The 12,269-nt window shown below is 42.9% G+C and carries 10 protein-coding genes; 9 read left to right on the forward strand and 1 reads right to left on the reverse strand.

The window, feature by feature from the left end:
* Positions 1–21: 21 nt before the first annotated feature.
* The 8 genes from FIS9605_RS0116400 to FIS9605_RS45305 all read left to right on the forward strand — a co-directional run bounded on the left by FIS9605_RS0116400 (position 22) and on the right by FIS9605_RS45305 (position 9,577).
* Positions 22–273: a hypothetical protein gene (locus FIS9605_RS0116400; RefSeq protein ID WP_026733568.1), complete on the forward strand. Its 252-nt coding sequence runs from the start codon at positions 22–24 to the stop codon at positions 271–273.
* Positions 270–659: a type II toxin-antitoxin system VapC family toxin gene (locus FIS9605_RS0116405; protein ID WP_026733569.1), complete on the forward strand. Its 390-nt coding sequence runs from the start codon at positions 270–272 to the stop codon at positions 657–659. Before FIS9605_RS0116400 ends, FIS9605_RS0116405 begins: the two co-directional genes overlap by 4 nt.
* 386 nt (positions 660–1,045) lie before the next feature.
* Complete coding sequence (locus FIS9605_RS0116410; RefSeq protein WP_026733570.1) at positions 1,046–3,862, forward strand: DUF1156 domain-containing protein; 2,817 nt, start codon at positions 1,046–1,048, stop codon at positions 3,860–3,862.
* 2 nt (positions 3,863–3,864) lie between these two features.
* Complete coding sequence (locus tag FIS9605_RS37260; RefSeq protein ID WP_197036065.1) at positions 3,865–4,437, forward strand: endonuclease domain-containing protein; 573 nt, start codon at positions 3,865–3,867, stop codon at positions 4,435–4,437.
* A gap of 69 nt (positions 4,438–4,506) precedes the next feature.
* A complete protein-coding gene (locus FIS9605_RS0116420; RefSeq protein WP_026733571.1) occupies positions 4,507–7,875 on the forward strand; it encodes a Swt1 family HEPN domain-containing protein in 3,369 nt (1,122 codons plus the stop codon).
* Positions 7,876–8,192: 317 nt separating this feature from the next.
* Positions 8,193–8,321 (forward strand): DUF1816 domain-containing protein, encoded by a 129-nt coding sequence (locus tag FIS9605_RS46625; RefSeq protein ID WP_155960446.1) that lies wholly within the window; start codon positions 8,193–8,195, stop codon positions 8,319–8,321.
* Between the two features lie 49 nt (positions 8,322–8,370).
* Complete coding sequence (locus tag FIS9605_RS0116425) at positions 8,371–8,574, forward strand: hypothetical protein (protein WP_026733572.1); 204 nt, start codon at positions 8,371–8,373, stop codon at positions 8,572–8,574.
* Positions 8,575–9,352: 778 nt separating this feature from the next.
* Entirely contained in the window at positions 9,353–9,577 is a 225-nt protein-coding gene (locus FIS9605_RS45305) for a hypothetical protein (RefSeq protein ID WP_051470043.1), read from the forward strand.
* Positions 9,578–9,916: 339 nt separating this feature from the next.
* Here the strand turns inward: FIS9605_RS45305 and galK are convergent, their stop codons facing one another.
* Complete coding sequence (gene galK, locus FIS9605_RS0116435) at positions 9,917–11,005, reverse strand: galactokinase (RefSeq protein WP_026733573.1); 1,089 nt, start codon at positions 11,003–11,005, stop codon at positions 9,917–9,919.
* Positions 11,006–11,298: 293 nt separating this feature from the next.
* Between galK and FIS9605_RS0116440 the strand changes: the two genes are divergently transcribed.
* On the forward strand, positions 11,299–11,967 hold the full coding sequence (locus FIS9605_RS0116440) for an HAD family hydrolase (RefSeq protein ID WP_026733574.1): 669 nt from the start codon (positions 11,299–11,301) through the stop codon (positions 11,965–11,967).
* Positions 11,968–12,269: the final 302 nt, after the last annotated feature.

Genomic DNA, 12,269 nt, shown 5'->3' on the forward strand with positions numbered 1-12,269 from the left:
AGCATTTACGGTAGGTGCAAAATGACTAACAAAGAATTGTTAATTCAAGAAATCGAGTCTTTACCTTCAGAGTTGCTAACTGAAGCGCTGGATTTTATTCGTTTTATTAAAATTAGTCATGCAAGAAGGCAGCTAAAAACTGATATAAATTCCAATTCAGATACCGCGCAGCAAGCACAGACGAATCGTTATCCTCTGCACGACACACAGCCATATCGCTATGATGACCCAACAGAACCCGTTGCATTAGAAGATTGGGAATTTTTGCAATGATTGTAATTGATACGCATATCTGGGTGTGGTGGGTTCAGAAAGATACACGTCTGACTACAAAGCATCAACAATGGTTACAAGAAAACGAGGCTGATGGTATAGGCGTAAGTATTGTTTCTTGTTGGGAAGTAGCTAAATTGGTAGAAAAAAATCGATTGATTTTACCTTTGGCAATTGATAGATGGCTGGAAGCAGCTTTGGCTTATCCGGGAGTAGGGTTATTAGATTTGACATTACAAATAATTGTTGACTCAACGCAGTTAAGTGGATTTCATAGCGATCCTTTTGACCAAATGATTGTCGCTACAGCTAGAATTCGCCATTGCCCATTGTTAACTGCGGATACAAAAATTCTCAGCTATTGTGGCGTTAAAACGCTCAAGTAAATTTACCCTCATCCCCTAGCCCCTTCTCCCGTTTTGGGAGAAGGGGAGAAGAGACACCCCTCTCCCATCCTGGGAGAGGGGCAGGGGTGAGGGCATAATATTCAGGAAAAAAGGAAGCACAATCAAAGCTAATTTATACCTTGTTTAGCCGTACACTTGACGAACTTTTGATGCTATAGCTACACTGCGGTAAGTAAAAAACATCACTTGTAAATCACCGTCATTGTTAATCAGAGCCTCTGCTGTGAGTATCTGTAATTAAGCATATATAAGCTTTTTAGCTTGTTTTTATTTTTCGTCCGCGCAAGTGGGCGGTTTTTATTATGCCTAATTTTTGACTTGTGATTTTAGAGTGCGGTATTTATTAATACAAATGTATCGCATAAATGAACTACCGCAAGAAGCTAATCGAAGTCGCCCTTCCACTTGAAGCCATCAATAAAGAATCTGCAAGAGAAAAATCAATTCGGCACGGACATCCTTCGACGTTACATTTATGGTGGGCGCGACGACCGTTAGCGGCTTGTCGAGCGGTATTATTTGCATCTTTGGTAGATGACCCATCGAGTCATCCTGATAAATTTCCCACGGAAGAGGCACAGGAAAACGAGCGAAAACGCCTGTTTGAAATTATCGAACAATTGGTAAAGTGTGAAAATGTCAACAACCAGGAAGTTTTAGACGCAGCAAAAGCAGAAATTCTCAAATCAACAAATAATAATCCGCCGCCTGTGCTAGACCCGTTTTGCGGTGGGGGTTCCATACCTTTAGAAGCGCAGAGATTGGGATTAGAAGTGTATGGAAGTGATATTAATCCAGTGGCGGTTTTGATTACCAAAGCTTTGATTGAAATTCCGCCGAAGTTTGCAAATCAGCCTCCAGTTAACCCTGATTCTCGCAAAAATTCTTTAAAGACACAAAAATGGTATGGGGCGCAGGGTTTAGCCGAAGATGTGCGCTATTACGGGCAATGGATGCGTGATGAGGCTTTTAAGCGAATTGGGCATTTGTATCCGAAGGTGAATTTACCGCAGGAGTATGACGGGGGTGAAGCAACGGTAATTGCTTGGTTGTGGGCGAGGACGGTGAAATGTCCTAATCCGGGTTGTGGAATACATACGCCTCTTTTGTCTTCATTTGTTCTTTCCTCAAAGAAAGGAAAAGAAAGTTATCTCATTCCGAAGGTATTTAATCAACAGATTGAATTAAGTGTTAGTAAAGCACCACCAAAAGACTATGAAACCCCTAATAAAGGTTTAAAGCACGGAATATCTGGTGTTTTTGAGTGTATTGCTTGTAAGACAGTAACCACAAGAAATTATGTATCTCAAGAAGCAAAGGCAAAGCGTCTTGGTGCATTACAAACAGCAGTAATAGTTGAAGGAAAACGAGGAAGATTATATTTGCCAGCAAAGTGTTCGCCTTGTGCAGAAAATATTCCCCAAGCTGATGTCACAGGATTAAATGTAGAACTTTCACCTAACCCTCGTGATGTTTGGTGTCGAAATTTTGGACTTGATACGCCAGCAGATTTATTTACCCCTCGTCAGCTAGTAGCTATTACTACTTTCTGTGACTTAGTTGGTGAAGCACGACAAAAGTTACTTGCTGATGCAATAGCTGCTGGAATGACTGATGATGATAAACCCTTGTGTGAAGGTGGTAGAGGTGCGACAGCTTACGCCGATGCAGTTGCTACTTATTTAGCATTTGCTGTTGATAGATGTGCAGACTACTGGTCAGGAATCTGTAGTTGGAACTCAGCAGGAGAGAAAATGCGAAATACTTTTGCCCGCCAAGCAATCCCAATGGTTTGGGACTATGCAGAGTGCTGTCCTTTTAGTGATTCTTCTGGTAATTTTAGTGGAGCAATTAATTGGATAACCAAAGTCATTGAAATTTCTCCTTGTAGTACTAAAGGAGTTGTTAAACAAATAGATGCAACCACATCAGATATTTTAAACTACGCAAAATCAATTGTTGTCTGTACAGATCCACCTTATTACGACAATATTGGCTATGCCGATCTATCGGACTTTTTTTATGTCTGGCTGCGTCGTTCTTTAGGCTCTATTTATCCTGATATTTTTCGCACTATTGCTGTTCCAAAAGAAAAAGAATTAGTTGCAACTCCCTATCGATTTGGTGGCAATAAAGAAAAAGCTAAAAAGTTTTTTGAAGAAGGATTGAATAAAGCTTTTACGCTAATGCGTGAGGCAGTACATCCCGATTATCCATTTTCAGTCTTCTACGCATTCAAACAGACTGAAACAGAAGATAATGACAAAAATCAAATAAATTCTGCGATCGCTTCAACCGGATGGGAAACCATGCTTGAAGGATTAATCAAAGCAGGCTTTACCATCACTGGCACATTACCTATGCGAACAGAATTGAGCAATCGTAGTGTCGGTATAGGAACTAATGCCCTCGCCTCATCCATTGTCCTCGTCTGCCGCCCTCGCCCAGAAACCGCCCCATCCACCACACGCCGCCAATTCGTCAATACCCTCAAACGCGAACTCCCCGACGCTCTGCAAAAACTGCAACAAGGCAACATCGCCCCGGTAGACTTGGCACAAGCCAGCATCGGCCCTGGGATGGCAATATACTCCCGCTACAGTAAGGTGCTGGAATCGGATGGTAATGCAATGCGGGTACGCACCGCCCTGCAACTGATTAACCAAACCTTAGACGAATTCCTCGCCGAACAAGAAGGCGAATTTGACGCGGAAACCCGGTGGGCATTGGCTTGGTTTGAACAGTACGCCTTTGAGGAAGGATTATTTGGTGAAGCGGAAACTCTCTCTAAAGCGAAAAATACCTCCGTACAAGGCATGGTAGACGCTGGCGTTCTTGTTGCCAAAGCGGGGAAAGTCCGACTGCTGCGCCGTGAAGAATTGCGTAAAGATTGGAATCCCCAAACTGATAGCCGCCTTACCGTCTGGGAAGCGACACAGTACATGATTCGTGCCTTATTAGACGGTGGCGGAGAAACCAGTGCTGCGCGTTTGCTATCTCAACTGGGAAACATAGGAGAAGCAGCACGGGAATTAGCTTATCGGCTGTATAACATTTGCGACAGGAAAGGCTGGGCATCTGAGGGCGTTGCTTACAACAGCTTAGTGATTTCCTGGTCGGAAATTTCTCGCCTGACTGCGGATGTAGAGGAAAAAAAACCAGTACAAATTACGTTGTTTTAGAGATGGAACTTGAAAAGCGTTCATTATCCTCACCCCCTAGCCCCCTCTCCCAAGTTGGGAGAGGGGGAACAAGAGTTGGGAGAGAGGAGACAACAAACAGCGAAGAAACTTCTCCTACTCCCCTCTCCCAGGATGGGAGAGGGGCTGGGGGTGAGGGCATACCGGACAAATGGCAAGTCTCGCCAGAGTTACGCAAAAAAATGATAGAAGTCGCCCGCCAGTTTCGTAAAGAACCCACACTCAGCGAAGCTATACTCTGGCAAACATTGCGAAATCGCAAATTAGAAGGTCGTAAATTCCGCCGCCAGCAACCAATAGGAAACTTTATAGTTGATTTCTTTTGTGCAGCCGAACGCCTTATTGTCGAAGTAGACGGAGAAATTCATGAGTCACAAAAGATTTTAGACCAACAGCGTCAGGAATTACTTGAGTCTTTGGGATTGCGGTTTGTCCGTATCAACAGTCATCTAGTGGAAAATAATTTATCTGTTGCATTAGACACTATTCGTCAAGCTTTGACCGCTAATAGCCCTCATCCCCCAGCCCCTTCTCCCAAATTCGGAGAAGGGGAGTAAATAATAACCCCTCTCCCAGGATGGGAGAGGGGCAGGGGTGAGGGCAAATCAACTTTGTATAAAATCACTATGCCTATTAGTAACGGCGATCGCGTTGGTAGAGGATTAGAACTTTTACGTGATGGTTTATATCCCTTTGTGGAAAGGGAAATGCGTGCTAATTATGGTGACAAGTGGGTACTTGCTGCTGCACCATTTGTTTCCGAAGACCGCACCCTGCGCCGTACAACCGAGCAAATCCTCAAACAAGATGTTGGAGAACTGCTCAATTTGATTTTGAATCAGTGGCGTGAGGTATTTAAAAAGACTTTAGGCAACTTTGAAAAAAATCTAGTCGGAGAACTAAAAGTTACACGCAATTCCTGGGCACACAACCATACATTCTCCACCGATGATACCCATCGCGCCCTCGATAGCGTTGCACGGTTACTTGCTTCCATTTCCGCAGCGGAAGCTGATGAAGTCGAAAAACAAAAACAGGAACTTTTGCGCGTTTGCTTTACCGAACAAGCCCGAAGGGAAAAGCGTCGCGCTACGCATCAACCGCTTGAAGGAACTCCCACAGGCGGTTTAAAGCCTTGGCGCGACATCGTTACACCACACCCCGATGTCGCTAGCGGTCGTTACCAACAAGCCGAATTCGCTGCCGACCTTTGGCAAGTTTACTTAGATGAAGGTTCGGATGAATACCGCATTCCTACAGAGTTTTTCAGCCGTACATTTTTAACAGAAGGCTTGAAGCAACTCTTGGTCAATGCTGTATTGCGGCTTTCAGGTAAAGGTGGCGACCCAGTTATCGAACTACAAACGAATTTTGGCGGCGGTAAAACTCACGCGATGCTGTCGCTGTATCACCTGTTCATGGGTGTTCCCGTTTCCCAACTACCAGGAATTGAACCAGTGTTAGCCGCAGCTGATGGTACTATACCACCCCAAGAAGTACGAACAGCGGTGTTGGTAGGTAATAAAATTTCTCCTGGTCAGCCAATACGTAAAAACGATGGTACGGTTGTACGAACCCTTTGGGGCGAATTAGCGTGGCAATTGGGGGGTAGAGAAGCTTACGAAATGATTCGGGAAGCGGATGAAACCTCAACTAATCCTGGCGATACTTTACGGCAGTTGTTTAATCGTTATGCACCATGTCTGATATTAATTGATGAATGGGTGGCGTATGCCCGTCAATTGCACGATGAAAATGATTTGGCGGGTGGTAATTTTGATACACACTTTACGTTTGCCCAAACATTGAGTGAATCTGCCAAAAACGCTACACAAACTTTATTGGTGGTAAGTATCCCCGCTTCTGATAATGAAATCGGTGGCGATCGCGGCAAAGAAGCATTAAGTAGACTCAAAAATGCAATTGGTAGGGTTGAATCACCTTGGCGACCAGCGAGTGCAGAAGAAAGCTTTGAAATAGTGCGGCGGCGGTTATTTCAACCAATTACTGACCCAAATGATTTTATCTTTCGTGATGCTGTTATTCGTGCCTTCGCGCAGATGTATCAAACCCAAGCACAAGAATTTCCTTCCGAGTGTCGGGAAGCGAATTACAAGAGACGGCTAGAAAACGCCTATCCCATTCACCCAGAACTATTTGACCGACTTTACGAGGATTGGTCAAGCTTAGACAAATTCCAACGCACACGCGGCGTACTGCGCTTAATGGCAAAGGTTATACATTCCTTGTGGGAAGGACAGGACAAGAGTTTGTTAATTATGCCTGCGAATGTGCCAATAGATGACTATTCGGTGCAAACCGAATTAACACGTTACCTCGACGATAACTGGGTGCCAGTAATTGAGAAAGATGTCGATGGACTAAATTCGTTGCCGTTAGAGTGCGATCGCAACAATCCCAATTTAGGACGTTACTCTGCCTGTCGTCGTGTTTCTCGGACAATTTACCTTGGTTCCGCGCCCAGCTTGCGGGCTGCGAATCGCGGTTTAGAAGACCGTCGTGTAAAATTAGGCTGCGTTCAACCAGGAGAAAGTGTCGCAACCTTTAGCGATGCATTGCGCCGCCTCACCGACCAAGCAACGTATCTTTACATCAATAACACCCGCTATTGGTTCTCAACCCAACCCAGTGTAACCCGACTGGCACAAGATCGTGCCGAACAAATTCAACAGGATATCGATAAAGTCTGGCAGGAAATTATTCGCAGACTACGAACAGACAAGCAACGTGGCGAATTTGCTGGCGTACATATTGCCCCTGAATCGACTGCGGATGTACCCGATGAAATGGCTACCCGATTGGTTATTTTAGCACCGCAATACCCACATAAAAGTAAGGAAAAAAACACTCTCGCTCTTACTAGAGCAGAGGAAATACTTAATTATAAAGGAATAAGCCCCCGATACTGCAAAAATATGTTGCTATTCCTTGCACCTGACAAGGCAAAACTGGAATTGCTAGAAAAATCAGTTTGTCAGTATCTCGCTTGGAACTCGATTGTACGCGATAAAGAAAGCCTGAACCTAGATGTTTCCCAAAGTAACCAAGCGACGACGAAACAACAGGAAACTGACAATCATGTTAAAAATTTAATTCAGGAAGCGTACATCTGGCTTTTAGTGCCAACACAACCCGACCCACAAGGTAGAATCGAATGGCAAGAAATTCGCACCTCAAAGCATGATTCTCCCATCCTGCAAGCGAGTCGCAAAGCTATTCACGAAGAACATTTAATTACTAATTATGCCGCCAGCCGCCTACGTTTAGAAGCACTTGACCCTTATCTCTGGCGTGAGGTAAATCATCTCGACCTAAAAAAATTATGGGAGTATTTAGCTTATTACCTGTATTTACCGCGCTTGAAAAATGAGCAAGTACTATTGCAGGCGATACAAGAGGGAGTAGGAAATTTACTAATAGCTGAAAACTTTGCTTACGCCACTGGCTGGGATGAAGCGAAAGGACGTTACCTTGGTTTGAAGACTGCCGAAAATGTTAGCGTTACACTAAGCAGTCAAAATCTGATAGTCAAACCAGAAGTAGCACAACAGCAGTTTGAAGCAGATGCAGCAGCGATTGCAAAAACACGAACGCAGCCTGGGGCTGAACAAATTTCACAGCCCTTGGTAGCAACAGTAACAGGGGTCTATAAAATTGAAAAGCCAGGCGGAAAAGTCAATCTTGATGATGGAGAAACAGCAAATGGAACTTTTAGTCATCAAATACCTGTAGCAGATCCACCAAAACGCTTTTATGCCACAGTCAAATTAGATGCATTGCGATTACAGCGCGATGTGGGACAAATTGCCAACGAGGTAATTCAACACTTAAGTAGTTTGGTGGGTGCAGAAGTAGAGATTACTTTTGACCTTCAAGTAACTGTTCCCAATGGAGTCCCAGAAAACGTAATTCGCACTGTGACAGAGAATTGTAAGGTGTTGAAATTTACAAACTATGAATTTGAGCAGGAATGAAGTAAAGGGGACTGGGGATTGGGCACTTTACAATCTCCATCCTCAATTCCTCCCAGTCCCCAGTCCAAGCGTCCCCGTGAAACAAAGTATTTACAGCTACATACAAACTTAACATTTAACCACTTCCTCTGGCAGAAGCTAGGCAAAACAGAATTCAGTTACTTTACTAACGATAAAGTATTTTTTTATCCCTACATATAACTGCCAGCAAAAATCATTTTGAATGAAGTTTTGAAGATATTTTGAAGAGATTTTAACATCTGATCTTGAGTGATTGAGATTAGCTTGTTGGTTGAAATTTTTACCACTAACTCTATTTGTTTATTTACTACTTTGGACTATTTGTGAATGCCAAAAAAGCTCAAGAAGGTTACATAGAGGATTTGAAAGAGGAAGAAGTGCAGAAATTACTGTCAAAATCAAGCGGTTACAGCCAAAAGAGCTAACAATTTATGGAGATAAATAAGTCGAGAGTATTTTAGGTGGATTGAGGTAATGCTGATGTCTCGCCAACTGTCCGTCACACAAAAAGTCTTGATTCTGCATCCAGCATACGTAGCCGGAAAAGTTGGAGTGATCTGTGGTGAAGAATTACTTTCAGGCGATCGCCCTAGCGGACGCTGGCTCATTCAAGTAGATTCTGCTGTGGAGAATATCATAGTGTCATTACCCTTGGATGAGTTTCAACTACTTTGTTAAGCGCTTACTAAACTAGTAAATTTGGTACTGCTCGCCATAACTATCAACTAATTTTTTCTAAAAGTAGAGAATTATTTTATAATAGTAAATTTTTCAAAAATTGTAATGATTACTATTTTTTAATAACTGACTAATTACTGAAGCAAAAACTCTTGTTCTACCTGTAGATACTGAAACAGCAGACTTTGAAAACAGGTTTATCTTTTTTATTGGTACTGCAACTGTACTGATACGCTATGCAGGATTTACAATTTTGACTGACCCTAACTTTTTCCGTCAGGGAGATCACGTACATCTGGGTGATGGAATACGCTCAACTTGTCTGACCAATCCAGCACTTGATATTGAAAAATTGCCAAGGTTGGATTTTGTTCTACTATCCCATTTGAAGCTGATTGTAATTGAAGCTACAAGTTAACTTGATACTTAAATTCATCCTTTTAGTAGAAGACAACAAGCATTAGAAGCAATTAAAGTGGGCATCCGGGCAAAAATGATGATTTATCAACCATATATGCTTCCAATACTGTATTGCTTGCAGAAGATAGCCCTAGCGACTTAATTTTTGTTAAAACTGGGCGTTGCTGAATCGAGGTATGAATTTTGTAGAAGCAATTCATGAATTGCTTCTACGGCTGTAGATTGTAAATCTGATGTTAACAGTTTCATACTTTGCAATCAGCAACGCCTAAAACTGCTTTTGATTAATGCGCTTAAATCAGGGTTAGCTTGCTTAGACGATGTAAGTGATGTTTAGATTACCTTAATTATGAGACGTATGAACAAAAAATGGACAACAAAGCGAATGACCATAAACTTGGCTTCAGCTGAAGTCGAGAAGCTTGAAAAGTATTGCGATCAAACAGGTAGACCAACAACAGATGTGATTCGAGAACTGATTCGAGGATTACCCACAACCTCGCTAGAGCCGTCTGCTGATGATGGTTTGAGCCTAGAGCTAGGAGACTTTGAAAATTACTGCTCTTCTGGTGTAGAGAATTAACACTAGGTGTATTGTCAGGAGAATTGTCTTTACTATAACAATTCTACATTTACCTGTGGCTTAATTTAGAAACTTTACGAGGCTCTTAATTCTCGTTACCAGCTTGAACCTGATAACGAGGATTTGGAGGCTCTGCCTTGGGGTGTTGCATAGGTGTGCAAGACTCCCATGCACCGGGGCGCACAGCAAAGAATGAAAATCTCTCTTCCAATGCCCAATGCCCAACTTTCAAGACAGATGTGGATTTAAGACTGCGATCGCTCTAATGGGTTCGTCAATTAGTTGCAGCGATCGCAGTCGTCTTAATAATCCATTTCAACTTCAACGACTACTCCAAAATCAAAAATCGGTAGGGGGAACTAAAACTCGTCCTGTGTAACCATTATGGTTGTATTGTTCAAGAACTTTTGTTGCGATCGCTCTGCCCTCACTCTTTGCAACTAAAGCCACGCAAGCACCGCCAAAACCTGCACCCGTGAGCCTTGCGCCAAACACTCCGGGAGTTTTTTGCAACATCTCTACCAGCGTATCTAGTGCAGGAACAGAAACTTCGTAATCATCCCGCAAACTAGCATGGGATGCATTCATTAACCCCCCAAAACGCTGTAGAGATGCCACATGTCGTGTCTCTAAAATTTGCAAAACCTCCAAGACACGGTTATTTTCCGTAACTACATGACGAGCACGACGCCGCAATGGTTCGGGTAAGTCTTCTGTTGCTTCTAGCTTGGTAATATCTCGCAATGCCTTCACCCCCAGCAACTGTGCTGCCTGCTCGCACTCAGCCCGCCGCTGGTTATATCCGCTACTTGCAAGCGTGCGAGGCACACCACTATCTATCACCACAATCTCTGCTCCTGCTGGGAAAGGTAACACGCGGGATGACAGCGTACGAGTATCTAGAAACAAGATATGTTCCGTGTCAGCAAGGCTCGCAGCCATCTGATCCATGATGCCGCATTGCACCCCAGCGTAGTGAATTTCCGCTTGCTGTGCGAATTGGGCGATTTCGACATCATTGATAGGAAGGTTGAGGAGTTGGCGGATTGCCCGCAGTGTTGCAACTTCCAAAGCTGCACTACTAGACAAACCCGAACCAATAGGAACCGAAGATTTGACGTACAAATTCAGCGATGGTATCTCATATCCTTCTTTTTTTAAAACTTGAATACATCCAAAGATATAACTTGCAAAACCAGACGGCGTATGATTGATTTCTAAAATGCTGACTTGATCGTCTAAATTTTGAGAATAAAAATGGTGCTGTCCATCATTACTAAACCCGATTTGCACTGTTGTTTTTTGCGGAATTGCGATCGGGAGAACAAAGCCATCATTATAGTCAGTATGTTCACCAAGTAGATTAACCCTTCCAGGAGCACTGGCTTCGGCTTCAGGTGGATTACCAAAGATTTGTTGGAAGTTCATAATGATTTCCTAATAGCATAAACCTCGAATGTATTCACAATTACAGTTCAACTTCATGTTAGGTAGTTCTCAAGAATGATGTAGTCATTAGTGAATGTTTGGAACTATGACAGCAGAGGATGCACAAAAACATAACAAAAGAATTCTATGGAATTACAAGAAACTCAAACAAAATGGAATCATCAACCTCTAAGTAGTTAACCGTGCGCTGAGGAGTTGCCTCTCTGACACAAGGATTTAAGAACGTTGCAATTATTAGCAAATTTCAATTTATATCAATAGGAAATTTAAATATGGCATTGCAAGCAGTGCTTTTAGATATCGATGGGACGCTTGTCTTGAGCAATGATGCCCACGCTCAATCTTGGGTTGATGCATTTAGGGAATTTGGTTATGATGTGTCGTTCGAGCAAGTGCGATCGCTAATTGGTATGGGCGGCGATCAACTAATACCCAGAGTGGTACCAGGACTTACGGATGAGGAAGGCGATGGAGGTGCGATCGCCCAACGGCGCAAAGAAATATTTCTCAAACATTATGCACCGAAACTCTCACCAGCCAATGGTGCAAGGCAATTAATACAGCACATGCTGCAAACTGGCTTGCGGCTAATCGTTGCTAGTTCAGCTTCAAATCAAGAAATGGAGGTTTTACTCAAAGCTGCCCAGGTTGACGACTTGCTTAAAGTAACGACGACATCAAGCGATGCTGAAGCGTCTAAACCAGCACCAGATATTGTGGAAGCAGCACTTAGCAAGCTGAATAAGCCGCCTAACCAAGTTTTGATGCTTGGTGATACGCCTTACGATATCAAATCTGCGAATATGGCTGGAGTCGGCGCGATCGCACTGCGCTGTGGTGGCTTTGACGATGCCACTCTAGCAGGAGCTAAAGCAATTTATGACGATCCCGCTGATTTGTTAGCGCACTATGCCGATTCACCCCTTGGAAAAAATGCGTAAAAACTGAATCAGAGAACTGCCGCAATCATTTTAAATCTGGCTTAATAGAGACTTCTTGATTCAAAGAATTCATATGATTGTTTGTCTTTGAATATAGAAAAATTGTAAACCCAAAACTCAAGCAAGCTCACTTTGAGAGCCATTAATGAGCACATTAGTAGTTGCCATTACCAACAACCTCTGTCAAATGAAAGGAGCTAAAGTTAAGTTTATTTGTGATTAAGATTACAAAATATTGTACATAAAATAACTTTGAAATGAATAGCTCATCAGTTCAAACTAACAGTAATTAGGCTATTTAT

It is taken from the genome of Fischerella sp. PCC 9605 (assembly GCF_000517105.1).
Classification (GTDB): domain Bacteria; phylum Cyanobacteriota; class Cyanobacteriia; order Cyanobacteriales; family Nostocaceae; genus PCC9605.

Bases quoted from the DNA above. Each gene is read 5' to 3' on its own strand.
- FIS9605_RS0116400 (WP_026733568.1), top strand. From the start codon at position 22: ATGACTAACAAAGAATTGTTAATTCAAGAAATCGAGTCTTTACCTTCA.
- FIS9605_RS0116405 (WP_026733569.1), top strand. From the start codon at position 270: ATGATTGTAATTGATACGCATATCTGGGTGTGGTGGGTTCAGAAAGAT.
- FIS9605_RS0116410 (WP_026733570.1), top strand. From the start codon at position 1,046: ATGAACTACCGCAAGAAGCTAATCGAAGTCGCCCTTCCACTTGAAGCC.
- FIS9605_RS37260 (WP_197036065.1), top strand. From the start codon at position 3,865: ATGGAACTTGAAAAGCGTTCATTATCCTCACCCCCTAGCCCCCTCTCC.
- FIS9605_RS0116420 (WP_026733571.1), top strand. From the start codon at position 4,507: ATGCCTATTAGTAACGGCGATCGCGTTGGTAGAGGATTAGAACTTTTA.
- FIS9605_RS0116425 (WP_026733572.1), top strand. From the start codon at position 8,371: ATGCTGATGTCTCGCCAACTGTCCGTCACACAAAAAGTCTTGATTCTG.
- FIS9605_RS45305 (WP_051470043.1), top strand. From the start codon at position 9,353: ATGAACAAAAAATGGACAACAAAGCGAATGACCATAAACTTGGCTTCA.
- galK (WP_026733573.1), bottom strand. From the start codon at position 11,005: ATGAACTTCCAACAAATCTTTGGTAATCCACCTGAAGCCGAAGCCAGT.
- FIS9605_RS0116440 (WP_026733574.1), top strand. From the start codon at position 11,299: ATGGCATTGCAAGCAGTGCTTTTAGATATCGATGGGACGCTTGTCTTG.